A 26,915-nucleotide genomic window follows, 5' to 3' on the forward strand; every position below is an offset into this window, starting at 1 on the left:
CGCGGTCAGTCGCTTTCCTGCGCCGTGGCCTCGATCCCTTCGGGTTGGCCGACAACAACAAAGGCCAGCCCGTCAGGGTCCAGCAGGTCGCCGGCAACACGTTTCACATCGTCCAGCGTCACCGCTTCGACCTTGTCGTTGCGCGTGGCGATATAGTCGATGGGCAGGTCGATCATCTGCATCCCCACAAGGATGCTCGCGATGGTCTGGTTGCCGTCAAAACGCAGCGGGTAGGAGCCTGTGATATAGGTCTTGGCATCGTCCAACTCTTGCTGAGTTACGCCCTCGGCCGCGGCTTTGGCCCATTCGTCCTTGATCACATCCATCGCCTGCCCGATCCGGTCGTTCGCCGAACTGACCGATCCTTGCCATGTTTCAGCCAGATCCATCGGCACCAGATAGGAATAGACGCCATAGGTCAGCCCGCGTTTCTCGCGCACTTCGGTCATCAGACGGCTTTCAAACGATCCACCGCCAAGCACTTGGTTCAACACGGTCGCGGCAAAGAAATCATCGTCCTTCTGGGAAATGCCCTTTTGCGCAAAAATCGCGACAGATTGGGGCGTCGGGAAATCGACGACCGTGGTGCCCGACGGGATAGCGACCTCGGCCTGTGGGGGCAGCGGTGCACCGGTTTCGGGCAGATCGCCCAACAGTTCGTCAAGCATCAGGCCCAGCTCTTCTGGCGTGATGTCCCCCACCGCACCGATGAAGATACGGTCGCGCGCCAGCACATCCTTATGTGCCGCGACGAGGTCATCGCGTGTCAGAGCGGTCACCGTTTCTTCGGTCCCGCTGAGCGGCGAGCCGTAGGGGTGATCGCCATACAGCAGCTCGTCCATCTTTTTGCGCGCGATATCGTTCGGGTCTTTCGCGCTGGAGCGGATCCCCGAAAGCACCTGCCCGCGCACCCGTTCAATCGCATCCGGGTCAAACCGGGGCGTCTGCAACGCCTGTTTCAACAGCGCGATCGACGCGTCCTGATTTTCGGTGAGAAAGCGCGAGGATACGGAGAGCGCATCGTCATCCACGCTGAACCGAAAGCTGCTGGCCAGCCCTTCGGCGGCACGGGCGAAATCGCGTGCGCCCATGTCACCGGCCCCCTCTTCCAGCAGGCCCGTCATCAGGTTGATTGCGCCGCGTTTTTCGGGGGCATCCAGCGATGCACCGCCGCGAAAGCGCACATCAAGTGCGACGAAGGGGATCGAATGTTCCTCTACCAGCCACGCGGTGATGCCACCGGGGGACGTCACCTCTTGGATGTCCACCTCGGCACGGGCGGGCAGCGCGGCCAGAACCGTCAGGACGATTGCGTAAAACAGTCTCATTCCGTCACCTCTTCGCGCATCAGCCACCCTGTGACAGAGGCTTCGCGGTTAAACACATCTTTGGCGGCCTGCATGATGTCTTCGGCTGTCACGGCCTCAAGCACATCCGGCCAATCCTGCACGTCCTGCACGGTCAACCCGATGGCAAGGGCGCTGCCATAGCGGTTGGCGACGCTGTCGGCGTTATCGCGGGCATAGATTTGTTCGGCTCGGACCTGTTGCTTGATCCGTTCAAGTTGCTCGGCATCCACCCCGTCTTTCATGAAACCCGCGATGGCGGTGTCCATGGCATCTTCGGCATCCTGCAAGGACACGCCCGGTTGCGGCACGACGACAAGGTTAAAGGTCGTATCGTCCAGCGATTGACCGCTATAGAACGCCGCTGAATAGGTCGCGACAGGCGCGTCAAACTGCAGTTTTTCGGCGAAATAGGATGTGGTGCCACCGCCCAGCAGTTCGGCCAATATGGTCAGGGCCGCTGCGGTTTTCTGGTCGCCGGGATCCCGCTCCTGCGCCAGATAGGACCGGCTGACGTATTCCTGTGCAACGCGGTCATCGCGAAAGATCAGGCGACGTTCGGCGGTCTGTGGCGGCTCTTGCGTCCGCGATCGGTCGGGCAGATCCGGATTGGCGGGGATCTTGCCGTAATACTGTTCTGCCAGGGTGCGAACGTTTTCAGGCTCTACATCCCCAGACACGACAAGGATCGCGTTGTTGGGGGAGTAATACAGCTTGTAGAAATCCAGCGCATCCTGCAGGTCCAGCGCGCGCATCTCGTGCATCCATCCGATGATCGGCGTGCCGTAGCGGTGGTTGAGGTATTGCGCGGCGTTCAGCTGTTCACGGAACAGCGCGCTCGGGTCATTTTCGGTGCGCTGGTTGCGCTCTTCGATGATCACATCCCGTTCGGTCGCGATGTTTTCCGGTGTCAGGCGGATGTTTTTCATCCGGTCGGATTCCATCTGCATCATCAGCTCAAGCCTGTCTGCCGCAACCCGTTGAAAATAGGCGGTATAATCATAACTGGTGAAGGCGTTATCGCGCCCGCCATTCTTGGCAACCGTGGCTGAAAACTCGCCCGACTCCATCTTGTCGGTGGCTTTGAAAAGCAGGTGTTCCAGAAAATGCGCCACGCCCGACGACCCTTTGGGTTCGTCCGCCGAGCCAGCGCGGTACCACACCATCTGCTGCACAGCGGGGGCGCGGTGGTCTTCGACGACCACGACCTCCATCCCGTTATCCAAGGTGAAATGCGTGACGTCTTCGTTGTCACGCGCAAGCGCGGCTGTGGTGGGCAGCGCAAGCGCCAATAGGGCCCCGAGGGCCGGTAATCTGATCATGGTCGGTCCTTTGAGCAGGGTCCTGAGACCTCTTACTTACGCCACCCAACGGGGTGATCAAGGGACCTAACAGAATTGTAATTCAGCCAGCGTCACTCTGCCGGAGGGGCGGAGGGCGTGCGTGCACCGGCCCGACGCCAGCGCGCGGCCTCGCGGGGGGCATCCAGGATCTGGCGTTTGTAGGCTTGGTCGTAGCGATCTGTCGGCACGATCTTGATCTGCGTGAACCGCGCCTTGCGCTTGCGGAACGCAGCATCGGTTTCGGCAAGTTCCTGACGGATGTTCGCCGACACGCCCATGCGGCTGGCCTGTTGCACCAGCGCGGCATCCGAGGCGGGTATGCCTGTCGTATTGCTTTGCGGTGTGCCGCCAAAGGCCAGAACCCCTTCGGCAATCGCGTTGCGGTCCGTCAGGTTCGCCTGCCCCGGCGTTGGCACGGGCAGCGCGTTATAGCTGTCAGGCTGCTGCAGGGGTTTGGAGGGCTGGACCATGAATTCGTCAGGCCCTTTCGCAGCGCTGCGAATGTCCCGCAGGCCAGTGTTGCCGCAGGCCCCAAGGGCAAGCGGTAGCAAGACAAGAGCGGCGACAAAGCGCATGACGGATCTCCTTAAGGACTTGTTAAGGTCTTTGTACCAATATCGCAGTCACGCGGTAATTGTCACTGGCCTTTTTTCTGGGCCTTTTTCGGTGTGGCTTTCGCCGGTTTTTTGGTGTCGCCGGTAAAGTAAATCAGCCCCAAAGCGCCCGCAAAAATGAAGACATCGGCGATGTTGAACACGAAAGGATTATTGATACCGCAACAAGACATGTTCAAGAAATCAAGCACATAGCCGTAGATCAGGCGATCAACCACATTGGCCAACGCCCCCCCGATCAGCAGACCTGCGCTGATATTGGCCCAAAGGCTCATGGTTTGGCGGCTTGCCCAGATCAGCACGCCCACGCAGATTGCAAAGGCCAGCCCGATGAGGATCCAACGACTTGCGTCGGACCCATCACCGAAAAGGCCAAAGTTGATCCCGCGGTTCTCGCCGTAGCGAAAGTTGATCAGCGGCGGCAATACGTCGATGGACCGGATACGGCTAAGCTCCATCGTATGCACGACAAGATACTTGCTAAGCTGATCCGCAAGAAACGCCGCAAAACCGGCCCAAAAAATAGTACGCATAACGACCGCTTTCCGTGGTTAGTGGCGGAAGTGGCGCATGCCGGTAAAGACCATGGCAAGCCCGGCCTCATCCGCTGCTGCGATCACTTCGTCATCCCGCATCGACCCGCCGGGCTGAATAAGCGCCGTCGCCCCTGCTTCTGCGGCAGTGATCAACCCGTCAGCAAAGGGGAAGAACGCATCGGAAGCGACGACAGAGCCCTGCGTCAGCGGTGCGGACAAGCCCATGGCTTCGGCCATATCCTGCGCTTTGCGTGCGGCGATACGCGTGCTGTCGACGCGGCTCATCTGGCCGGCACCGACGCCCACGGTCGCGCCATCCTTGACGTAGATGATCGCGTTGGATTTTACGTGTTTCGCGACGGTCCAGGCGAACATCAGGTCCGACAGCTCTTGATCGGACGGCTGGCGCTTTGTCACGACCTTCAGGTCATCCATGGTGATGCGGCCAACGTCTTTGTCCTGCACCAGATAGCCCCCCGACACCTGACGGAACGACAACGCCGCCTGTGCCGGATCGGCCAGACCGTTGGTGGTCAGCAAGCGCAGGTTCTTCTTCTTGCCAAAAATCTCCATCGCTTCGGGTGTAGCGTTCGGCGCGATCACGACCTCGGTAAAGATCGCGCTGATCGCCTCGGCGGTTTCGGCGTCAAGCGTCTGGTTCAGCGCGATAATCCCGCCAAAGGCACTGGTGCGGTCGCAGTCGAACGCGCGGGTATAGGCATCCACCATCGACGTGCCTTGCGCCACGCCGCAGGGGTTGGCGTGCTTGATGATCGCACAGGCAGGCCCTTTGGCCGGATCGAATTCGCTGACTAGTTCAAAGGCGGCATCGGTGTCGTTGATATTGTTATACGACAGTTCTTTACCCTGATGCTGGGTCGCCGTAGCAACACCGGGACGTGCCGAGCCATCGGTGTAGAAGGCCGCTTGCTGGTGGGGGTTCTCACCGTAGCGCAAGGTCTGCGCCAGCGTGCCGCCCACGGTACGACGACGCGGGGTGTCCCCGACCTGCGCGGCCATCCATGTGCTGACAGCCGTGTCATAGGCCGCCGTGCGGGCATAGGCCGTCTGCGCCAAACGCTGGCGCAGCGCATAGGTGGTCTGCCCGTTATTCTCGGACAGTTCGTTGATCACTGTCGTGTAGTCTTCGACATCGACGATCACATTCACAAAACCGTGGTTCTTCGCGGCAGAACGGATCATCGCAGGGCCACCGATATCGATATTCTCGATCACCTCGGCATATTCCGCCCCTTTGGCGACGGTTTCTTCAAAGGGATACAGGTTCACCACAACCAGATCGATCGCGCCAATGTCATGTTTGTCCATCGCCGCGACATGTTCGTCATTGTCACGCAGCGCCAGCAACCCACCGTGCACGACGGGGTGCAGCGTCTTGACCCGCCCGTCCATCATCTCGGGGAAGCCGGTGACCTCGGACACATCTTTCACCGTCAGACCTGCGTCGCGCAGCGCCTTGGCGGTGCCGCCGGTGCTCAGCAATTCGACCCCATGCGCCGCGAGCGCCTGCCCCAGCTCGACCAGACCGGTCTTGTCAGATACGGAAAGAAGCGCGCGGGAGACGGGGTGAAGATCAGGCATCGGGGAGGTTCCTTTGGTCAGTCTTGGTCATCATATGGATCGTCGAGCGATAAATCTCGCACGCCAATCGCAGTTTCCTGCGCTTTGGACAAGGACCACCTGACCCTGCTGGCATAGTCGACGACCCGCCCGCTGAGCAGAATTTGCACCGACGCGCGGGGTTTCAGCCGGTTGCGCTCAAGGTAAACGCTTGGTTCCAATGACAGTTTATGCGTCCCATCATGACGGAACACCCAGATCTCGCCGCTTTTCTGAGCCATGGAAATTGCTGCCCCGCCCAGATCGACGGTGGCATCCACATCCGGGTGCAGGTGGAAACGAATCTCGAACGGGATACCGGCAAGCTTCACCGCATCCATTTCCCGATCAAAGACACGCTTTTCAGCAGGCTCTATCGCGAGCAGCATGTCCTCCCCCGCGAGGCCGCGACCGTCGTGGGTCAGTTCTAGGCTGCGGGCATGGGTCAGGCCAAAGCCCGCGACATAGCCATTATGCGCGCCCTGAAACTGGGTGCCATCCCCGACGGAGCCGATTTCGACGGGCACATAGGTCGGGCATTCGATCAAAGCCTCGGCACCCGTGTGCCGGTCGGGCTCCGCCAGACGCGCGCTGGAATAGCCGCCAAGCGACAGGCCGGAATGCGACGGTGTCGCACGCCCGGCCCGCCGCCAATCAGCGCCAAATGAATCGCCCGGCCCGCAGTTCACGACCAAAGGCCGCCGCCCGCTGGTCAGTTCGAACGCAAGCGTAGAGGCATGGGCATTGAACGATGCGGCCCCGCCGGGGGGCGGGCTGGCGTCGACGATCACACTGGTGCGCCCTGCGGACAGGCGCGCATACCCCATCGACAGCCCGTCCGGCTGGCGCGTCTTGATCTTCGCCGTGGCCAGCGCGTGATCCAGCCAGCCTTCGGCCCCGCGCCCGCCGCCATGGAACCGCGCCAGCCCGCCGTCGGAATGCCGCAGGGTGCGCAGGGTGGGCGCGATGCGTTCGATCGCCTCCATATGCGCAGTTGGCGTGCCGCGTCCCGCATCGCTTAGCGCGGCGGCGGCCCATGTCAGAAGGGTAAATGCGTGCAACAGCTCTTCGGGGTTGCGGGTGGGCAGGCCGCCCTGCGCATCGATCTGCGCCTCGCATTCGCGGGCCAGTGCCTTGATCGCAGGATCGGCGCGCGACTCTTGCCCCTCAAGCGAAAGACCGGCGTAGATCAACCCGGTCAGCGCCTCGAACCGCGGCAATCCCGGGGCTGCGGCATGCCAGCGACGCGACAGGAAATCCGTTTGTTCGACCAACGAGCGATAGAAGACATCGCTTTCGTCTTGCGAGGTGCCACGCAGTACAAACAGCGCGTGGTTGATCCAGCGGATCAGCCGCCGGCCGGTCAGATCAGGGGTCCAGCCGATGCCTCGGCCCTTGCCGTAATGGTCGATCCAGCCCCAAAGCCAACGCTGCGCCGTGCCGCGGGCCCGCACGTCGCCAACCGCAGCCAGATCATCCATCCAGGCGAAACCGTGCAGATCACGCGCGAAGTCCTGATCCGGCGTGGCGACTTCCCACAGGCTTGACGCGTCCGGCGCTTCGATCAGACTGCCGGAAAACAGGAGGTTGCCCGCGATCAGCTGCCTGCCCCGCGCAAAAGACCCGATGGTGCGCGGTTCGGGAGAGGAAACGAATCCCCTCGCTTGGGTACGCGTTTTGGTCGCGGCACGGGCGTGCCACCGGTTTAGAAAACGCGTTTTTCGCGCATTGAAGCTGGTACTTGTCATGCGGCTGCCCTTGTACGCTCTGCTGGCGTTTTGCGGATGTTAGCCGCTGTTGCCACCTGAGTCACCGCATTTTGACACGGGTTTTTGCGGGCGACGCAAATCCGCCCGCGTCAGGTCAACCCTTTAGGCGTCCTTGCGCAGGCAGGCGATGTAAAACCCGTCCATGCCACCCAGTTCAGGCCAGTAATCGGGGCGCAAACGCAGGCCGCCCTCTTGGGTTGTCCACGCGGGATCAACACCGGGCACAGCCAAAGCGTCGCGGTCCACGCGCATATCCGCATGACGTTCCAACGCCTCGTCGACCTGCACTTCGCCTTCGTCGGGCAGCAGGGAGCAAGTGCAGAAAATCAAGCGTCCCCCGGGGTTGAGCAGGGACCACGCATGGTCGATCATTTCCGACTGCAGCTCGATCAGATCACCGAATTCGGACCCATCCTTGGCGTGGGGCAGATCGGGGTGACGACGGATCGTGCCCGTAGCAGAGCAAGGCGCATCCAGCAGAATCGCGTCAAACGTCCCCTCGAACCGGCGCGCATCGACGACAACGACTTTGGCCGGCAGATGCACCCGTGCAAGGTTTTCCCGAACCCGCTGCATCCGCTGCTTGGAGTTATCGACCGCCGTCACCTGCGCACCTGCGGCGGCAAGCTGCATGGTTTTGCCCCCGGGCGCGGCGCAAAGGTCGAGCACGGCCTCGCCTTTTTGTGGCGCAAGGATTTTAACGGGCAGCGCCGCGGCGGCGTCCTGCACCCACCAATCGCCCTCGGCAAAACCGGGCATGGTGGTGACCTGCCCCGCATCGGCGACGCGCACCGAACCTGTGGGCAAGACAGAGCCCCCCACGGCCGCGGCCAAACTTTCAGGATCTCGTTTCGCGGTCAGATCCAGCGGCGCACCTGCGAAATGCGCGGCTTCGATACCCGTCATCGCGTCGGGCCCCCAGGCTTCGGTCAGCGGACCCCGCAGCCATTTTGGCAAGCGCGGCGCGCGCAAGGCCTCCCATGCCTCTGGGCCGTCGGCGGCGATTTTGCGCAAAACGGCATTGGTCAGCCCCTTGAGGTGCCCGAGTCTTTTATGCGTTGCCACCAGTTCGACCATCGCATTCACCACGCCGTGGGCAGCGCCGCCCTGACACAGCTCGACCGTGCCGACGCGCAGCGCGTTGCGCACGGTCAGCGGCGGGTATTTCGACAGGTGTTTCTGCAACAGACGGTCGGCGCGTTCCATTCCGCGCAGGGTATCCATCGCCAGACGCTGCGCCCGTGCGCGGTCATCGGGGGGCAGCTTGTCCAACGCCCCCGCCGACAAGAGCTCTGACATCAGACGTTCTTCCCCCAGGATCATATCCAAAAGGTACACCGCACTTCTGCGGGCCTGAACGCCGGTGTCTGACATGCGATAAGCTTTCTTCTTTGGGGTGCCCGGGTTGTCTGGGCTTGGTTCCGGCGTATATCAAGGGGACAGTGGCCTCAAGAGGATGAGAGTATGACCGAAGCCGGCAAACGCCCCATGCCAAGCCCACCCCATGATCCGACACCCATGCCGGAGCCCGGGCCGGATATTCCGCCAGAACCCACGCCCGACCCGATGCCGATGGTACAAGAGCTTCCCGCCGCCGCGCAACGCGCGCTGGCGGAGGCCGCCGAACGCCGCAAGGCCGCGCAGGCACTGGACCTGCCGACAGAGCTTGGTGGTCGCGACGGACCAGAACCTGTCCGCTATGGCGATTGGGAGAAAAAGGGCATCGCTGTCGATTTTTAAGACACGTGCCCCCTATGCGCTGAATCCCCCATGCGCTGACAATGCGTCGCGCAGATCGAGATTACGGCCAAGCGCCCTGTGGCGCTTGCACATGGGCGAGGCTACTTCAACGAAAAGACCGCTGACTGCCCTGCCCCCTTATCCGAGGTAAAGCGGATTTTCCCACCGTTTACAGCGACTTCCTGACAATTGTAGCCAAGGTCGTCATCGCCCCAGATCAGGCTTCGGCAGAAATACCCGCCCTTCCAGACCCATTGGCCCGACACGTCCCACACGGCACCTGTACCCGATATGCCGCCGCTTTCGGTGACGCGCAATTCGACCAGCGGGCGGGTCAGTGTTTTACCTTCCACCACCGAAACGAAATCGCGCTGGCTGTCCAGTTTCTGGAATTCTGCCCAAGCGGCCCCGGTCAGCGCAAAGAACGCCGCGCAGGTCAGTAACGTCAGTTTTTTCATCACACCCTCCAACCAGATTGTTCCCATGAACATACGGGCCAGAGGTTAAGATAGTTTCACCACGGTTAAGCGACAGGGCGGCGGGTGGCGTCAGTCGTTCAGGCCCAGAACATCCAGCATATCATAGGCTCCGGCAGGTTTGCCCTGCCCCCAAACGGCAGCTTTGATGGCACCGCGCGCGAAAACCGCGCGATCCGACGCGATGTGGCGCAGTATGATTCGCTCGCCCGCGGCGGCGAACATAACGTCATGTTCGCCCACAATGTCGCCCCCGCGGATCGCTGTGAACCCGATGTCACCCCGCTTGCGCGCGCCGGTGATCCCGTCACGCCCGCGGTCAGAGACATCCGCCAGCGCGACGCCGCGCCCTTCCGCGGCGGCTTCGCCCAGCATCAGCGCAGTGCCCGACGGCGCGTCGACCTTCTGGTTGTGATGCGCCTCTATCACCTCGATATCAAAGTCTTCATCAAGCGCGGCTGCGACACGTTTGGTCAACTGGGTCAAAAGGTTAACGCCCAGGCTCATGTTGCCCGCCCGCACGATCACCGTCTGCTTTGAAGGTCCGTCCAGCGCGCCGATCTGCGCGTCGGTCATACCGGTGGTACCGATAACATGAACCACACCCGCGTCAGCCGCGATCTTGGCGAAGGCGAGTGTCGCTTCCGGAGCGGTGAAATCAATGACGGCCTGCGCGTCTTGCATCGCCTCTGCCGCGTTATCGGTCACGATCACGCCAACAGCAGTGCCGCCCATAGCAACACCGATATCCTGACCGACCCACGCATGTCCGGCACGTTCGACCGCACCCGCCAGATGCACCCTGTCGCTGGCAGAAACCTGCCCAATCAACATCTGGCCCATGCGGCCCGAAGCCCCTGTAATCACTATGCCGGGTGTATCGCTCATGTTATGCTCCTTATTCGGTTCCGGTTTAGCGCGTGGTGATCTGCTTGGCAAAACCTCAGCGAACCCTTAGATGAAGCGCATGGCAAAGAACAAGTTTCATGAGGGCTCAGGCCCGTCGCAACGGCAGCTTCGCGTAGGCGAAACCATTCGTCGCGCCCTATCGGATGTTCTGGCGCGTGGCGATGTCCACGACCCTGAACTGAACCGGATGTCGATCACCGTGGGCGAAGTACGCGCCTCCCCCGACCTGAAGATCGCGACGGCCTATGTGCTGCCTTTGGGCGGAGACGGTCAGGAAGACGTGCTTAAGCTGCTGGCGCGCAACAAGGGCGAGCTCCGCCGGTTGATGGCGAAGAAGCTGGTCCTGAAATATGCGCCGGACCTGCGGTTCCAATTGGACGAAACATTCGACCGTATGGACGAAACGCGCCGGATGCTGGCGCAGGACGTGGTGCGCCGCGATGCTGACGCCCCCGACCGCGGATCGGAAGACACGTGAAACGGTTCTGGGCCGCGCTTGGCTTCATGGGCTGGGCCGCCGCGCCCGTCCAAGCCGAAACCTGCGAAACCCTGACCTACAACGGCACCGGCTATACCCTGTGCCACGTCGACCTGACGCAGGACCGGCTTGAGCTGTTCCTTTACGATGCGGACGGCAAACCGCATGGGTATTTCAACACATTGAATACTGCGTTGAAAAAGCGCGGCGCACAGCTGGGCTTTGCGATGAACGCGGGCATGTATCACGATACCCGTGCGCCGGTGGGCTATTACCTTGAGAACGGCAAAGAATATCAGCAAGTGATCAGCAGCGACGGCCCCGGTAACTTTGGCCTGCTGCCCAATGGCGTGCTCTGCCTGCGCGACGGGCGTGCCGATGTGATCGAAACCAAAGCTTTTCTGCGCGACGCCCCCGACTGCCGCAGCGCCACACAATCGGGACCGATGTTGGTGATCGATGGCAAGATGCATCCGCGCTTTCTGAAAGATGGCACCTCGCGCTATATCCGCAACGGCGTCGGTACCAGCGCCGATGGCAAACGCGCGGTTTTTGCCATCTCGAACGAGACGGTGAATTTCTATGATTTCGCGCTGCTGTTCCGGGATCACCTAAAGCTGCCAAATGCGCTTTATTTTGATGGCAATATCTCGAGGATGCGCGCACCCGATCTGGGCCGCAATGACTTGGGCTTTAGCGCGCTTGGCCCTATCATTGGCGTCGTGAAGCCCGACGCGCCGTAGCGCAACAAGAGTTTTCTTGCCTTCGGCGAGGATTTTTCACCATTTGGAAGCCAGAGTCTCTGGGCAATCTTGCCGGACCTTTGATAGGAGGCGGGCAAATCAATTAAGGGCATTTGATATGGGACGCAGGCGCAAGGGACGGGATATTTCGGGGTGGTTGGTGGTGGACAAGCCCGCTGGCCCGACCTCTACGACCGTGGTGAACAAGGTCCGTTGGGCGCTGAACGCGAATAAGGCGGGCCATGCGGGCACCCTTGACCCCGAAGCCACCGGCGTTCTGGCAATCGCGCTTGGCGAGGCGACCAAGACGGTTCCCTTTATCACGGACGCGATGAAAGCCTATGAGTTCACGGTCCGCCTTGGGATCGCGACAAATACCGATGATGCCGAGGGCGAGGTCATCGCAACCTCGGAACTGCGGCCCGATGACGACGCGATCAAGGATGCTTTGGGCAAGTTTATCGGTGATATCCAACAGGTGCCGCCGCAGTTTTCCGCCGTAAAGATCGACGGCCAGCGCGCCTATAAACTGGCGCGCGACGGTGAGACGATGGAGCTGGCAGCCCGCCCGCTTTTTGTCGAACAGCTGCTGCTGGTGGACCGCCCCGATGCCGACCACGTGACGTTGGAGATGGTGTGCGGCAAGGGCGGCTATGTCCGGTCGATTGCGCGCGATCTGGGACAAGCCTTGGGGTGTCTGGGCCATGTGCGCGAATTGCGCCGCATCTGGTCGGGCCCGTTCGAGGCCTCTGAAGGGCTGACGCTGGCGCAGATCGAAGAGATGGCGCGCACAGACGCTTTGGACGCGCATTTGCTGCCGTTAGAGCAAGGGTTGCAGGACCTGCCAGAGGTGAAAGCCACGCCGGAAGGGGCCACTCGTCTGCGCAACGGCAACCCCGGTATGGTGATCGCCCATGACGTTGAATATGGCGACGAGGTCTGGGCGTCGTTTGAGGGCCGCGCCGTTGCTGTTGGGCGTTTCAAGGCGGGCGAATTGCATCCGTCGCGTGTGTTCAACCAGCCCGGTTCTGCGTGATCACGCGCAGCCATACCAAGGGCGATGCGCCGTCGACGGCTGTCTATTCGGACTGCGAAAACTACCGCTATAGTCTGACCCGCGTCTGGCACCCCGAGGCGGAGCGGGTGCTGTTCGTCATGCTAAATCCGTCAAAAGCGACGGAAATTGAAAACGACCCAACGGTCGAGCGGTGCGAGCGCCGTGCCCGCGCCTTGGGCTTCGGGGGGGTTCAGGTCACCAATATCTTTGCCTGGCGCGAAACCAGCCCCAAGTTGATGCGTCAGGCCAAAGACCCCGTCGGCCCTGATAACGATATGATTTTGAACGAAGGTATCTTGTGGGCCGATCAGGTGATCGCGGCTTGGGGCACCCATGGCGCACATCTTTGGCGGGGTGCGCAGGTGCAAGAACTGCTGTCGCGCAGCCAAACGCCCGTGTACCATTTGGGCCTGTCCAAGGACGGGCATCCCAAGCATCCTTTGTATATCCGCTATGCTCAGGAACCGATTTTCTGGGGCCTTTAGGGCAAGCTTAACTTTCTTGATTCTACGGTGCTGATGCGGCCTTGGGTTTTGGGGCTGTTTCATCTGTATCCCCGCGTGATGCGGGCAATAGGGTCGGGTTTGCACATGCTGTTTCTTGCCGGATTAATGGGGTTGATCACCGTCGGGGCCGCCGCCTTTATCGACATCGGGGTCGAGGAGGAGGAGTCTGCCACCGACGAAGATGCACCGGCCGGCGATGTGATCTCCGGCACCCCCCGGGATGACCTGATTATCGGCTCGGGCGGCAGCGATCAGATCGCGGGCGATGGCGGTGATGACCTTGTGGAGGCGCGCAATGGCGATGACACCGTTTTTGGGGACAGCGGCGATGATACCTTGAGGGGCGGCGCGGGGAACGATGACCTGCATGGCAATGATGGCGATGATCTATTGGCAGGGGCCGAGGATGCGGATGGGCTTACCGGCCATAATGACGATGACATCCTGCAGGGCGGTGCGGGCCACGATACGCTAAACGGCTCTGCCGGGGGTGATACGCTTTTCGGGGAGAGCGGGGATGACGCCGTGATGGGCGGTTTGGGCGATGACTTGCTGATTGGGGGGCGCGGGCAAGACGCGCTCTTTGGTGGATGGGGGAACGATACGATTGACGGCACCGTCGATCCGGACCGGCAGGATGCGCGCGTCACCGATACCGACGAGGGGGATTACCTGAATGGCGGTGGCGGCGATGATGTGATCCTTGCGGGAACAAACGACACGGTGACCCCGGGCGCAGGGCGTGATGATGTGATCCTTGGCGATTGGGTCAGCCCCGATGGCATCGTCGATATCCGCAGTTTAGACATAGAAGATGACAGTCTGCTGCTGGTCTGGGACGACAGCGATGCAGCCGCGACAGCGCCCAAGGTGGCCGTTGAACCGGATCCGGAGGACCTGCACTCCCATCTGATATCAATGGACGGTGCGATTGTGGCAATGGTGCAGTCGGACCAGTTGCTGATGCCGGGCGACCTGTCGCTTATCCCCCTCAGCTCGGCCCTCGCTGCGGGGCTAACGCGCGACTGAGCCGCCGATGCCCTCTCAACGGGCAAAGAAGCCAACGCGCCCCGCGACGCATTAATCCTTTGCCAAGGGGGCGAAACTTTCCTATACGCCCCCATCGCCCGATGATTCCTGTCAGCGGGTGATACTCCATGGGCCTGTGCTGGACGACATCCCGGCCTGTGCCATCACTTTAACCTTTCGAAAAGGAGACCCCGATGTCGATTACGCAAGAAGAAAAAGCACGCGTCATGAAAGAATTCGGCACCAAAGAAGGCGACACCGGTTCGCCCGAAGTACAGGTTGCCATTCTGTCCTCGCGCATCGCAACGCTGACCGAGCACTTCAAAACCCACAAGAAAGACAACCACGGTCGCCGTGGCCTTTTGAAAATGGTTGCGACACGCCGGAAGCTTCTGGACTATGTCAAAGGTAAAGATGACGCGCGTTATCAGGACCTGATCAAACGTTTGGGCCTGCGCCGCTAACCAGCGCTGCACCGCCACAACGATGAAAACCGCGCCCTGGCAACAGGGGGCGGTTTTTTCGTTTCCCCCTGTGCTTTAGTGATGTGCGCCAAAAGGAGAGCCCATGTCGATCAACCTGCGTGACCTCACCCCGCAAGATACCGATGCAGCCGCGCTGCTTTTCTTTGCCGCGGTGCATCAGGGCACCGCGGATGTGTATTCGGCCGAACAACGCATCGCTTGGGCCGGAAAAGCCCCCGCACCCGCCACATGGCGAGGGCGGTTTGATAACGTCTCGGGTATTGTGGCCGAGATAGACAACCGTATGGCGGGGTTCATGACCCTTGACCGCGAGGGGCTGATCGATCTGGCCTTTGTGCACCCCGATCATATGGGCACGGGCGTGGGGCGCACTGTGTATTTTGCCATCGAAGACCGTGCCCGCACATTCGGCGTGCGACGTCTTCGGACCTTTGCCAGCGAAAAGGCAAAGCCATTTTTCACGCGTATGGGCTGGACCGTCGAGGCCCCCAACATCGTCACCAAAGGCGGGATCACTTTGCAAAACTATAAGATGTTCAAGACCTTGTCAGGCTGACCCCCTTGCCGCTCTGCTGCGGCTTGCAATCTGTGGCCTGCAGGGCCGCGTGTAGGGGGCAACGCTTCCCTTCCCATCGCAGGCAAACTGCTGTATGGCCGCACAATCTGAAAGCCGGCGCCCGGACTCCAGCGCCCGACAAAGAAGATACCGGAGTCAGGGGGAATATGCCCTCTACGCAAATGGCCCGATCCGGGCCGAAACAGGAAACGTAGATGTTTAATGTAACGAAAAAATCCATGCAGTGGGGCGAAGAGACGCTGACACTGGAAACTGGCAAAGTGGCCCGTCAGGCAGACGGTTCGGTGATTGCGACACTGGGCGAAACCAGCGTCATGGCGAACGTCACCTTTGCACGCCAGCAAAAACCCGGTCAGGACTTCTTTCCGCTGACCGTCCACTACCAAGAGAAATACTATGCCGCCGGTAAAGTACCGGGTGGCTTCTTCAAGCGTGAGGCCCGCCCCACCGAGAAGGAAACCCTGACAGCCCGTCTGATCGACCGTCCGATCCGTCCGCTGTTCGTTCCCGGCTTCAAAAACGAAGTTCTGGTGATGTGTACCGTTCTCAGCCACGATCTGGTTAACGATCCCGACATGGTCGCCATGATCGCTGCCTCCGCAGCGCTGACCATTTCCGGCGCGCCGTTCCGCGGCCCGATCGGTGCCTGCCGCGTTGGTTTCGAGGATGGCGATTACGTTCTGAACCCGACCGTCGACGACATGCAGGACCTGCGCCTGAACCCTGATCAACGTCTTGATCTGGTTGTCGCTGGCACCAAAGAAGCCGTGATGATGGTTGAATCCGAAGCCTATGAGCTGTCGGAAGAAGAAATGCTGGGTGCGGTGAAATTCGCGCACGAGCAGATCCAGCCTGTTATCGACCTGATCATCGATCTGGCCGAAGACGCCGCGAAAGAGCCGTTTGACTTCCAGCCGGTTGACTATTCGGACCTGTCCGCTGCTGTCAAAGCCGCTGGCGAAGACGCCATGCGCGCCGCCTTTGCAATCGCCGACAAGCAAGAGCGCACCGCCGCTGTTGCCGCTGCCCGCGAAACAATCAAAGCCGCGCTGACCGAAGAGCAACTGGAAGACGCGAACCTCGGGTCCGCTCTGAAAGGCCTCGAAGCGTCCATCCTGCGTGGGGACGTGGTTAAAACCGGTAAGCGTATCGACGGCCGTAAGACCGACGAAATCCGCGACATCGTGGCCGAAACCGGCATCCTGCCCCGTACACACGGGTCGTCGCTGTTCACACGTGGCGAAACACAGGGTCTGGTTGTGACCACTTTGGGCACCGGCGATGACGAACAGTTCATCGATGCGCTGCACGGCAACTTCAAATCCAACTTCATGCTGCACTATAACTTCCCGCCCTATTCGGTTGGTGAAGTTGGCCGTGTCGGTGGCCCAGGCCGTCGCGAAATCGGTCACGGCAAGTTGGCTTGGCGTGCGTTGCAGGCGGTTCTGCCTGCCTCCACCGACTTCCCCTACACCATCCGCGTTGTGTCCGAGATCACTGAATCGAACGGCTCCAGCTCGATGGCGTCGGTTTGCGGTGGCTCCTTGTCCATGATGGACGCAGGTGTGCCATTGAAAGCGCCCGTCGCGGGTGTTGCCATGGGTCTGATCCTGGAAGAAGACGGCTCCTACGCGATCCTGTCCGACATATTGGGTGACGAAGACCACCTGGGCGACATGGACTTTAAAGTGGCCGGTACCGAAGCAGGTATCACGTCGCTGCAGATGGACATCAAGATCGCCGGCATCACCCCCGAGATCATGGAGAAAGCTCTGGCACAAGCCAAAGCCGGCCGTGTGCACATCCTGGGCGAGATGAACAAAGCCATCTCCGGCGCGGGTGAATTCTCTGTCCACGCCCCACGCATCGAAACGATGCAGATCCCAACCGACAAGATCCGTGAAGTGATCGGCTCCGGCGGTAAAGTGATCCGCGAGATCGTTGAAGTGTCCGGCGCGAAAGTCGACATCAACGACGAAGGCATCATCAAGATCGCATCGCCAAACGGCGACTCGATCAAGAAAGCCTATGACATGATCTGGTCCATCGTGGCCGAGCCTGAAGAAGGTGCGGTTTACACCGGTACCGTCGTCAAGATCGTTGATTTCGGTGCCTTCGTGAACTTCTTTGGCAAGCGCGACGGTCTGGTACACGTATCCCAAATCGAAAACCGCCGCCTGAACCACCCTTCGGATGTTCTGAAGGAAGGTCAGGAAGTGAAAGTGAAGCTGCTTGGCTTTGACGATCGCGGCAAGGTGCGCCTGTCGATGAAAGTTGTTGATCAGGAAACCGGCGAAGAGATCAAGAAAGAGGAAGGCGGCGAAGCGTAAGCTTCTCCACCCCTTCTGAAATGACGAAAGCCCCGGCCTATGTGCCGGGGCTTTTTTTGTGCCGTGATAGGTTTGTCCCGTTTGGCTTTAGCTTTCCATAAAGCTGTCCAGACGGTCCCAAAGCGAGTTATCCAGCAGCAGCTTGAAGCGCAGGTAGAAACCTTCCTGATACAGGTCGCTGCGCAGCGCCGACTTGTTCATCGCGCGGTTATAGCCCAATGCAACCAGCGCACCTTTGGTGGGGGCAAACCCGATCTCTGCGCCGATACCGTTGGTGGCATTGCCTTGGTTGTCCCACAGATGCGCGGCGTTCAAGCCGATCTGGAACCGGTTGTCGCCGAACTCGTAGTTAAAGCCAGCCTGCACCAGTTGGGTGGTGGCGCGGGCAGAGAACCCGCCAAGGGTGGTCAGCTTTTGCGACTGGCCCGCGTATTTCGCGTTCAGGCGCAGGTCGGCGTCTACTTCATAGGCCGCGTCTACAGACCACATATGGGTCACCGACTTGGTCTCGCGCTGTTCGATGCGGTGCTCGTACCATGCCAGCACTTCGAGGCGTGGATCGTGAACCGGACGGTAGGCGATACCCGCACGCGACCGGATCCGGCGGTGGTCACGACCGTCGCGCTTGTCCAGTGCAACACGGGTACGGCCCAGCACGGTGAAGTCAGGTGTGATCTTACCCGCGATGCCAAAGCTGGCGTAATGGGTGTTGCCACTGTCTTCAAAGGTGGTGTCCGCATCGGCATCGCCCACCCAGCTTTCCGCGCTGGACCCCCACTTCGCGCCAAGGGCAACGCTGGTCAGACGGTGATCGTCGCTTTCCATGCTGCGGGAATGTTCAATCCCGAAGCTGAAGCTGGTGTTCCCGTTCATCGCCCATTTGCCCATCATCGCCTGGGTAAACATGGTGTCCGAAGATCCCAGACCTTTGACGAAATCGGTGCTTCCGCGCAGCCAGTCATTCAGGTCGTAAGAGAAACCCAGCTTGGAGTGTGTGGCCATGCTGTCGTCGCCAAAGGTCATTTCGACCTCGCTATAGGCACGCCAGCCGGGCACGGGCTCTCGGTACATGCCCAGGGTCAGCTCTGTCGGACGGTCCGAGCCGCCAAAGGGGTGACGCAGCTCTGCGGTGATGACGGTGCCGGGGCGGTTCGCAGGGGTCCAGTGGCCGCCAAGGATCAGACCGGGATGGGCCTTCTTCGAGGTTGCGGTGTGATCCAGGCGGTACTCCAGCCCGATGTAGCCTTTGAAGTTCGTGCTGAACTCTTTGGCATAGACGGCATCCACGGTCAGACGCTCGATGTCAGAGGTGCGGTCACGTACATAGTCCACACCAAGAACAAAGTCGCTGGTCCCGTCGATCTCAAACCCGTAGTTCAGACGTGCGCGGGTTGTGCCGGGCAGTGCCAGACCGCCGCGCGAGGCAAACTTCTCGCCGGTGTGAACCATCTCGAAGTTGAAGTGACCGGTTTCCTTGCGGATGTCGTAGGACAGACGGTAGGCCGTATCCGATACACCATTCGCATCTTCGGAGCGCGCAGCCTCGGCTTCCCACACGCCACCCTGCGTCCCCTCGTGACGGATATAGGCAGAGTGCAGACGCTCGCGGGCGGTATTGCCACGGTCGGCGTCGGCATGCACGATACGTGCGCCAACGGTGGTGCGGTCGGTCAGCGCGAGGTTCACCTCACCGCCATAGAGCCAGTAGCGGTCGGCCCCTTCCACATCGACTTCGTAGGTGACGCGTACCGATACAGGGTTGCCCTGACCGTCGAACTGGCGCACCGCATCGTCAAAAGTGATCGAGTTGCCAAAGAAGTCCAGCAGGTAGTCGCTGCCGCGGCGCAGCGGCGTGGTCGAGATGACATCCCCGCCCTCTTCGTCGCGCACCAGCAGTTCAACCCGCTCGGAGCCTTGTACATAGCCGTCCAGATCCAGGTCATAGGGGCCGGACACACCACGCCCGAGGAATTCCTGCACGCGCTGCTCTTGGGCGGTACGGGCACCGAACAGGGTCACGCCGACCTTGTCGTTTTCCCAATGGGCCTTGGCACCGGTTACCACACGGCGCATGCCGTCAAGCTTCAGCGCGCTGGCTTCGGGTTCGATCGCGATGTCACCGTAAAGGATGTACGAACGACCCTTCTCGACCTTAACGTACAGGTTTTCCGAGGATTGCGCGTCGAAGCCACGTTCGGAGTTGTCACCATACACAGGGTAGAACTCGTCGCCACGGATGTCGCGGAACAGGCGGTCTTCGGTGTCACGGTCCGAGCTATAGCGCAGTGTCAGCAGCGCATCACCCGAGATCACGCCCTTAAGGTACACTTCACCCCGCAGACCGGTGGTTGTGTCTTCGAAAGAGCTGAAACGATCCGCGTCCAGCAGCTCACCCTTCGCACCGCCCAAGGCCACGGCCCCTTCGATCACGCCAACCATGATGCGCTGGTCCAGATCGGGGGTGAACGTGATGGTTTCTTCGGCGCGGCCAAAGGCACCGCTGATGGTGATACGGTCTGTGCCTGCAACCTGTGGCGGGATCAGCCCAAAGGTGGCCTCGCCGTTGTCCAGATAGACCTGCACGCCGGGGGTGCCTTCGCGGATGTCGGCCACGTCCCACAGGGCCAGCCTGGCGCTGAGTGTCACGGTGCCGGAGGCAGGTACAGGCATGCCACGGGCATCCAGCACACGCACCACAACCGGGATCACATCGGTCGGCGATGCGGGCGCGGTGTCGGGCATGATCACCTCGAATTTGGCGGGCTTGCCGGGGGCAACCACGGTGATTTCCTCGCGGACACGTTCGATGCCGAAACCGTCACGGCCGACCAGCGTCAGGGTGTTCTGCCCCGCGTCCAGTTTCACCGCGACAAAATCCAGTGCCTGCGTGTTGTTCTTCTCGAAGCTTGTACGCTCGCCTACGCGGTCGCTGCTCAGCTCGCGGCCGTTCACCAGCAGGCCCAGCGACAGATCGCCCTTGCCCTTGACGCGCACGCTTTGGGTGCGGCGATCCAGTGTCTGACCGTCGGTCAGGTCCACGAAACCGGGTGCATCGTCCAGCGTTTTGATCAGCATCTCGAGCGACTGGCGCTGTGCCTTGCCGGAGGCTTTCTCAGAGACAGAGTTCGCCGCGCGGTTTTCATCCAGACGCTGCATCAGACGCGAGGTCAGCTGCGTGGTGGTCGCCACACCGGCCTCGCTGCGCACCGAACGTACCGGCGCACGCTGGCCTTCAATCGGCAGGTCGGCAGCGGTCAGCGCGTTGGATTGCGGCTGCTCGGCAAAGTACTTCTGACGCTGGTCAACCTCGGCCATCGCTTCGGGGGTGCAGTCCAGCACGGCGAAGTGCTCGGCGCGCAGTTCCCCCTTGCGCAGCGGGATCAGGCGCGACCCACCGCGCAGCAGATCGTTGGTGCGGGTTACGGTCACTTCGGTACCAACGGGCAGGGTTTCGTCCTGCACAAGGAACGCATGGGTCACGGGGCGCAGACCGAAAAGGGAGTATTTACCATCCATATCGGTCACAACCGACAGGCCCTCTTGGGTCACGATACGGACGCCGGGGATGCCTGGTTCAGTGTGGTCGCCACGGATACCGTCTTTGTCACAGTCCATAAAGACCGACCCGATGACAGTGGCTTCGCGGGCGAAGACGCCACCGCTGTTGTTCAGTTTGACCATTGCGCGGGCAGTCTGGGACTGCATCACGGTACCGGTGCCCGCCTGACGACCCGTCAGAACCGCGGTATTCTCGTTGCGGCCTTCGCGGGCGGCTGCGGTGAACTGCATGACATAGGTCAGCTCGTGGCTCGACAGGGGGGCCAGCATGCCCAGGTCATAGGTCATGTCACCCGACGCATCGACGGCAGGGTCTTCCATTGTCTCGCCGTTGAAGATCACTGACCCTGCAACCAGCTGGCTGCCATAGGCGGGGCGATCCATGATCTCGGCACCGATCAGCGCCTGGTTCATGTTGTTGGTGAAGTTCAGGGTGTAGACCACGAACTCGCCCGCGCCGACCATCTCCTTGTCGGCCTGCTTATCCAGCGCCAGCGGCACACCATAGTGTGGGTCCGCAGGAATGTCCGAGATATCGAGCATCCCACCGGCGTGGCGGAAGCTTGCCATATAACCGGCCCCCGCAACACGACGGTTAAACCCAGGGAAGTCGGCGCGCACGGAAGGAACGTCCCATGCGGGGGCGTTCATCACGGCGTACTGGTATTCACCGGCAGGCATGTCACCGAAGCTGAAGAAGCCGCGGGCATCGGTCATACGGCGCGCCATTTCGGCACCGCTGTTCATATCCATCAGCGCGATGGCCACATCACCGATCGGCTCGTTGGTCAGCGCATTGAACAGGAAGTTACCGGGGGTGATCAGCAGTTCGTCTTGCAGCGCGGCACCGGCGCAATCGGCAGTGGCGATCAGACGGTCACCGTCGGTGGTCGCGATCACATTGTCGCCGGATACGGGCACATCCATCCGCGCCATAGGAACGGCAGCGGTAAGGAAAACACCGTTGTTAGGCTCTGTTTCTGTGGCGGTCACACGCTCTACATCGCCGGTCAGGAAGCTGCGCAGCGTGATGATCGCACGATCTGCGGACATCGTTTCGTTACACGCACCGGCGGTCAGACGCAGGCGGGTATCGCTGTTTGGCACGGCGTGCGGCTGGTCTGCTGCGGTTTCAGGATGTTCAAAGCGCAGGGCACCGGTCCCGGCAGCATCGCGGCTGTAAACCGTTGTGTTAGAGTCTACATCAACTGTGCGATCTTCCATTTTCACGAAGCTGCGGGCGGTGTTCGCGACCTCTACGTCGCCCAGGTTCATGGGCACGGTCACGGTGAACGCGGGGTCGCGGGCAAAACCGATTTCATAGTCGCCCTCGTGAAAGAAAGCCACGGCGTCGACCTCGCCAGCGGGGCGCGCAGTCTGGTAATCATGACGCGCATCGCCCGCCGCGTGATACAGCGCAACCATGCCGCTTGGGTCGGTGATGCTGTGGAAACGGGCGTTCAGGGGCACCTCGTCGCGCAGCAGAACACCTGTGGCGGCGGCCCCGTCGATGCGGATCTGGGCACCGTGTACGTCACCATAGGCCAGCACATCACCGTCCGAGTCGTTGCGCAGGCGCAGCGTGTAGGTCAGCTGTGTTTCGTCTTCCATCTCGCGGACGGATTGTTCCTTTTGCAGCTCAAGCGAGCTGCCCATGATGGTGGTCTTGCCAGCTGCGGCACCCGTCAGGATGCGCCGGGCCGCGAAGCCTGTTGTGCTTGTGGCAGATACCGACAAAACCGACTGCATCAACGTGGCGGGAGTGGCGTAGAAGGAGGTACGGAATTCGTAGATGAGCTGAGCGCTATCGCCCACATCCATGAACATCGGCGCGCCTGCGCTGATGGTGGCTTCGCCATTGTCGATGCGGCCATTGGCATTCGCGTCATAGACAAGGCGGGCGTCGTTCATCATGGCGGCACCCTCTTGGTGCTGCATGGTCATGGCGGCGTTCAGCGGGACGTTCCCGATGTTGGCGACCTCGAAGTAGTATTGCGCCATCGCGCCACGGGTCAGCATCAGTTCGGAGTATCCGTTGACATCCAGCGCAGGCACTGCGGCTACTTTGGCGTCTACGGCGTTCGAGTATACAGTCTCGATGATGCCCAGCGCTTCGTTAAAGTAGGTGGTCTGCGCGACGTTCCGGATGAAGGTGCCTGCGGGTACCTGCTTGGCAGCGGCACCGTGCGGCAGGAGGGAGATCACCAGCGCGACGATCCAGAAACACGACATCATGCGGAGGGCGGTTTTGTGAAAGGTGCGGTCCATTTGATCAATCCCTGTTCTATCTTTTCTAAGAGGAGAGGAAGTGTGGTTCCCCCGGAGCGAGGGGGGGAAGGGTGCTCCGGGGGAACCTGGGGTTCGTTTACTCGTCCACCTGAACGGTGAATTCTAGCGTGGCGAACCCACCCGGAAGGACCGTGCCGTGGTCGCTCGAGATGTTGCTCGAGGTGACTGTGGCGGTGCTACCTGCCGGGAAGAGCGTCTCGCTGCATGTGCCACCACAGTCGGTTACCGATGTGTAGGCAGGGGCGGCATCAGAGATGATGACGTTTGCAGCGGGAGAGGAGCCGGTGTTTTCAGCTTCCACTTTGTAGCGGATGCACTGACCGGGAGAGACGTCCTGACGGGTCTTGGTAAAGGTCCCGACGGTGCCGTCGCAGTTGGCGTCGATGTACTGGTACTTGCTCAGCGTGACGTCGCCAGAGATGATCACGATCCGGTCTTCTACTGCGTTGTCAGCAGTATCCGCGTCGGTCGCTGTGCCACCGTTCAGCGAGGGGTCAAGGCTGATGGTACCGATTTCGGTCACACCGCTTGTCGCTGTCGATGGTGTTTGCACACGGTAGATGACCGAGATGCTTTCACCGGGGGCAAGCCCGTTCACACCAGCCGAGACACCGTCCGTCAGATCATCAAAGTTGTCGATCACCAGCTCGGAAGGGTCGATCACACCGTTGCCGTTGGCATCCCAGAACAAAGCGCCCGAGAAGTTGTTCAACCCTGTGTCGTTGATCGCACCTTCGGTGATCGCAACGTTACCGGTGTTGGTGATGGTGTGCACCATGTCGACGATACCACCGGGCGAGGCCTGGGCGTTCTGGTCATCGATGATCTCTACGTTGTAGATCTCGTTCACGGTCACTTCGTTGACGATCCGGTCGCCTTGGCCCGAGACAGAGGACACCAGCGCGATGTCGACCAATGTGTCACCCGGTGCCTGATCTGCCGGCGGGGTTACCACAACGGTGAAGGTATCGCTTGCACCAGCAGGGATGGTCCCGGTGTTGCTGATCGCGGACCCGTCAGCGGAGCGGAATTCGACGGTCCAACCGGCGGGCAGCGCTTGTGCCAGCGAGAGGTTGTAGCTGTCGGATACCGGGCCGTTGTTTTCAACGACCATGTCGTAGGTGACCGGTGCACCGGGGTCGGTGGCATAGTTCACCCAAGGCGCGCCGCCGTTGGTGGGGTCAAGGCCATCGCCTTCGGAGCCTGCGACTGCGTTCTCAAGATCAACGGCAGAGGCAAGGATCGCACCGGTGAAGGTCGCTGTCGATGTATCGGAAACACCCGAGGCATCGGAGGTAGTGGATACGGTGGCGTTGAAGTTGGCAGCAGCCGTTGGGGCCACATCTGTTGGCAGTGTTGCGATCAAGGTGACCTTGGCGCTGTCACCCGCAGCAAGCGGACCGACGGAACCGATGATCGGTGTCACACCGTCTGCACCCACAAAGCGGAAGGTTGTGCCCGCGGGGTAGTCGATGTTGCTGACATCAAGCGTCAGGCTGTCGGTCTGGTTCGACCGGTTGGTCAGCACGAATTCATGCTTCACTGTGCCACCCTGGGCCGCGTCGCCAGTTTCGGTCACGACATCGTTGTTTGCCGCGTCATCATCTGTTGCCGAAGCCGTCGTTGGATCGGCTGCACCAGCACCGTCGATGGCTGTATCAGCGATGGAGACCGCGAATTGGTCATCCACAATGATCGAAGCTGTGTTCGAGGGTGGGAAGGCAACGTTGTCGATTTCCTGTGTGGCGACGTTTTCAATGATACCCGCATCAGCAGTGTCGAGGATCACAGCTTGGAACGTCACACTACCGGAGCGGCCGGAACCGACGCTCGAGATGTTGAAGTTGACGCTCTGGCCGTTGGTATCAAAGGCGATTGTCTCGCCCGAGCCATTGGTCGCATCGACCGAAGAAGACCCGTTGGCGTCATCCAGAATACCCGCAGCGTCAGACCACCGTGCCGAACCGGGCACATAGGCCAGGCGACCGTCCAGAATGTCATCGACGGTATAGTTGTTCGCAGCAGCCAGACCGGTGCTGGAATATGTCAGCTCAATGCTCACGGTATCGCCGGCATCGACGATGTTGGGGTTACCACCGGACGCTGCATCAGCGACCATGGACTTGACCAGTTCTACAATCGCGTCGTTCGAGATGGTTAGCGTATCGGTGTTGACGGCTGTCTCTGTGCCATCAAGATCAGACCTTGCGGTCACTGTGATGCTGTCCGACCCTGTTGCGTTGGAGGGGACAGAGACTTCGATGACGACGCCGAACTGCTCGCCCGGTGCCAATGTTGGCGTTTCGGTCAGCGGTGTGGCGCTATCGGCGACACCATCCATGTTCGCATCCGGATAGAAGACGATGGCAGAGGTATCGAGCGTGCCTGTGTCTGTCTCTACTGCGGTCAGTGCGAAGAAGTCTGCGCCGTTCCCTTCGTTGGTAACAATGTGCGGCAGGAAGGCTTTACCACCGGGTGCGATGGTTTCGTTGTTGTCCGAGGTCAATGTCACGCCAGCAACCTGCTGAACGATCGTTTCAACCGTGTTCGACGTGACCGTGATGGTATCGCCCGCTTGGTTTGTATAGGTCGCAACCGCTTGGTTGCCGATCACGGACCCGGCTTCTGGTGCGGCGGCCAAAGCAGCTGCGCCAAATGCGGCGGTGACCGCCATCGCGCTTGCAGAGCGCATGAAGAAAGATTGATGTTTCACGTTAGTCATTCCTTTGATTTATCTAGATTAGGTAAATTGGATCAGGTTCCCCCCGATCAGTTGACGCGCACCCGATAGCTGTTGAGTGCGATTTCGCCTGACTCCAAAGGTTCGCTGAGCGTCCAACGGACGGCAGCAATCTGATCCTCAGGAAGTGGTTCTGGTTGAAGTGTGCCATCTGCACCGGCGACCATGCGGGTGGCGGGAAGTGTGGACCATTCAAGGCCATCGTTTTCAGGGTCGAGATCAGCCTGGACTTCGAACACGGCCTTGATCGATGTGCTCTGTGCGCCAAGCGTCAGGGTGACCCCTTCGGGTACGGGGGCCGCAATAACGATCCCCGCAAGTGCGTCTGCAGTCGTGTTCTCGTGCTGCAGTTGGTATTGGATGACCTCGCCAGGGCGGACGGTGCCCCGCTCGATCAACTGCTCTTCGCCACCGTCATTGGTTTCGACGATGCGGAAAGAAAATGTGCTGGAAAGTGCGTCAGCAAAAGCCGGCACGCCGGCGACAGAAATCGCGACACCAGCAAGCAGTGCACGGGCGATTTGTTGAGTTTTGAAAGTCATAATTTTTTCCCCTAGTTGCCGACCACCGCCGGCGGTTTTGATGAACCGGCCCAGTGTTTGGGCTGTCCTGAACTCATCATCAGGGGAAATGTCTCGGGGTGCATTCTCGCTTAGGGCTAGGTTTTTGATCTGCTGGGCAGCCCCCTACCCGTCCGTATATGCGGCGCTATCAATTCGATGGCGAAACACGCAATTCGCGCGGTGATTGCAGACGAAAACCCGCATCTC

21 protein-coding genes are annotated in these 26,915 nt (G+C 60.6%); 9 read left to right on the plus strand and 12 right to left on the minus strand.

Translation table 11 applies throughout. The features are described from left to right. Positions 1-5 precede the first annotated feature (5 nt). From ACTRWK_RS04310 to ACTRWK_RS04340, 7 genes are all read right to left on the minus strand, one after another. On the minus strand, positions 6-1,328 hold the full coding sequence (locus ACTRWK_RS04310; protein ID WP_037942807.1) for a M16 family metallopeptidase: 1,323 nt from the start codon (positions 1,326-1,328) through the stop codon (positions 6-8). Beyond that, positions 1,325-2,668 carry a M16 family metallopeptidase gene (locus ACTRWK_RS04315; RefSeq protein WP_289082034.1) on the minus strand — a complete coding sequence of 448 codons (1,344 nt, stop codon included), beginning with the start codon at positions 2,666-2,668 and terminating at the stop codon, positions 1,325-1,327. Before ACTRWK_RS04315 ends, ACTRWK_RS04310 begins: the two co-directional genes overlap by 4 nt. A 92-nt stretch (positions 2,669-2,760) precedes the next feature. Then, the gene (locus ACTRWK_RS04320) at positions 2,761-3,264 is read right to left on the minus strand and encodes a DUF3035 domain-containing protein (protein ID WP_037942805.1); all 504 of its coding nucleotides are present in this window, start codon (positions 3,262-3,264) and stop codon (positions 2,761-2,763) included. Positions 3,265-3,326: 62 nt separating this feature from the next. Further along, on the minus strand, positions 3,327-3,836 hold the full coding sequence (gene lspA / locus ACTRWK_RS04325; RefSeq protein ID WP_037942803.1) for a signal peptidase II: 510 nt from the start codon (positions 3,834-3,836) through the stop codon (positions 3,327-3,329). An 18-nt stretch (positions 3,837-3,854) separates the two neighbouring features. Next, the gene (purH, locus tag ACTRWK_RS04330; protein ID WP_037942799.1) at positions 3,855-5,441 is read right to left on the minus strand and encodes a bifunctional phosphoribosylaminoimidazolecarboxamide formyltransferase/IMP cyclohydrolase; all 1,587 of its coding nucleotides are present in this window, start codon (positions 5,439-5,441) and stop codon (positions 3,855-3,857) included. Positions 5,442-5,458: 17 nt separating this feature from the next. Next, positions 5,459-7,207, minus strand: a complete 1,749-nt coding sequence (locus ACTRWK_RS04335; RefSeq protein ID WP_037942797.1) for a heparinase II/III family protein — start codon at positions 7,205-7,207, stop codon at positions 5,459-5,461. Between the two features lie 123 nt (positions 7,208-7,330). Further along, the gene (locus tag ACTRWK_RS04340) at positions 7,331-8,602 is read right to left on the minus strand and encodes an RsmB/NOP family class I SAM-dependent RNA methyltransferase (protein ID WP_037942793.1); all 1,272 of its coding nucleotides are present in this window, start codon (positions 8,600-8,602) and stop codon (positions 7,331-7,333) included. A 90-nt stretch (positions 8,603-8,692) separates the two neighbouring features. Here ACTRWK_RS04340 and ACTRWK_RS04345 point away from each other — a divergent pair, with 90 nt between their 5' ends. After that, positions 8,693-8,968, plus strand: a complete 276-nt coding sequence (locus ACTRWK_RS04345) for a DUF1674 domain-containing protein (RefSeq protein WP_005850250.1) — start codon at positions 8,693-8,695, stop codon at positions 8,966-8,968. A gap of 101 nt (positions 8,969-9,069) precedes the next feature. Here ACTRWK_RS04345 and ACTRWK_RS04350 read toward each other — a convergent pair whose 3' ends face one another. Together ACTRWK_RS04350 and dapB are read right to left on the minus strand one after the other, a co-directional pair. Then, on the minus strand, positions 9,070-9,426 hold the full coding sequence (locus tag ACTRWK_RS04350) for a dihydrodipicolinate reductase (protein WP_235183737.1): 357 nt from the start codon (positions 9,424-9,426) through the stop codon (positions 9,070-9,072). A gap of 90 nt (positions 9,427-9,516) precedes the next feature. Beyond that, on the minus strand, positions 9,517-10,332 hold the full coding sequence (dapB, locus tag ACTRWK_RS04355) for a 4-hydroxy-tetrahydrodipicolinate reductase (RefSeq protein WP_037942791.1): 816 nt from the start codon (positions 10,330-10,332) through the stop codon (positions 9,517-9,519). 79 nt (positions 10,333-10,411) lie between these two features. Between dapB and rbfA the strand changes: the two genes are divergently transcribed. From rbfA to pnp, 8 genes are all read left to right on the plus strand, one after another. Beyond that, positions 10,412-10,831: a 30S ribosome-binding factor RbfA gene (gene rbfA, locus ACTRWK_RS04360; RefSeq protein WP_037942790.1), complete on the plus strand. Its 420-nt coding sequence runs from the start codon at positions 10,412-10,414 to the stop codon at positions 10,829-10,831. Next, on the plus strand, positions 10,828-11,574 hold the full coding sequence (locus ACTRWK_RS04365; protein WP_005850259.1) for a phosphodiester glycosidase family protein: 747 nt from the start codon (positions 10,828-10,830) through the stop codon (positions 11,572-11,574). The genes rbfA and ACTRWK_RS04365 overlap by 4 nt, the downstream gene beginning before the upstream one ends. Before the next feature lie 118 nt (positions 11,575-11,692). Further along, positions 11,693-12,610, plus strand: coding sequence for a tRNA pseudouridine(55) synthase TruB (gene truB, locus ACTRWK_RS04370; protein ID WP_005850261.1), 918 nt, complete (start codon positions 11,693-11,695; stop codon positions 12,608-12,610). Next, the gene (locus ACTRWK_RS04375) at positions 12,607-13,116 is read left to right on the plus strand and encodes a DUF1643 domain-containing protein (protein ID WP_462843806.1); all 510 of its coding nucleotides are present in this window, start codon (positions 12,607-12,609) and stop codon (positions 13,114-13,116) included. The genes truB and ACTRWK_RS04375 overlap by 4 nt, the downstream gene beginning before the upstream one ends. A 105-nt stretch (positions 13,117-13,221) precedes the next feature. Next, a complete protein-coding gene (locus ACTRWK_RS04380; RefSeq protein ID WP_462843807.1) occupies positions 13,222-14,166 on the plus strand; it encodes a calcium-binding protein in 945 nt (314 codons plus the stop codon). 194 nt (positions 14,167-14,360) lie between these two features. Continuing rightward, positions 14,361-14,630, plus strand: coding sequence for a 30S ribosomal protein S15 (gene rpsO, locus ACTRWK_RS04385; RefSeq protein WP_005850267.1), 270 nt, complete (start codon positions 14,361-14,363; stop codon positions 14,628-14,630). 103 nt (positions 14,631-14,733) lie between these two features. After that, positions 14,734-15,207 carry a GNAT family N-acetyltransferase gene (locus tag ACTRWK_RS04390; RefSeq protein WP_289082032.1) on the plus strand — a complete coding sequence of 158 codons (474 nt, stop codon included), beginning with the start codon at positions 14,734-14,736 and terminating at the stop codon, positions 15,205-15,207. A gap of 215 nt (positions 15,208-15,422) precedes the next feature. After that, complete coding sequence (gene pnp, locus ACTRWK_RS04395) at positions 15,423-17,558, plus strand: polyribonucleotide nucleotidyltransferase (protein ID WP_009825473.1); 2,136 nt, start codon at positions 15,423-15,425, stop codon at positions 17,556-17,558. A gap of 87 nt (positions 17,559-17,645) precedes the next feature. On the opposite strand, the gene ACTRWK_RS04400 is transcribed toward pnp, so the two are convergent. The 3 genes from ACTRWK_RS04400 to ACTRWK_RS04410 form a co-directional block, all read right to left on the minus strand. Next, entirely contained in the window at positions 17,646-23,384 is a 5,739-nt protein-coding gene (locus ACTRWK_RS04400) for a hypothetical protein (RefSeq protein WP_289081302.1), read from the minus strand. Positions 23,385-23,481: 97 nt separating this feature from the next. Continuing rightward, on the minus strand, positions 23,482-26,127 hold the full coding sequence (locus ACTRWK_RS04405; RefSeq protein ID WP_037942780.1) for an NEW3 domain-containing protein: 2,646 nt from the start codon (positions 26,125-26,127) through the stop codon (positions 23,482-23,484). Positions 26,128-26,174: 47 nt separating this feature from the next. Continuing rightward, positions 26,175-26,687: a hypothetical protein gene (locus ACTRWK_RS04410; RefSeq protein WP_005850277.1), complete on the minus strand. Its 513-nt coding sequence runs from the start codon at positions 26,685-26,687 to the stop codon at positions 26,175-26,177. Positions 26,688-26,915: the final 228 nt, after the last annotated feature.

The sequence above is a fragment of the Sulfitobacter sp. G5_S2_6_S6 genome (assembly GCF_054968505.1).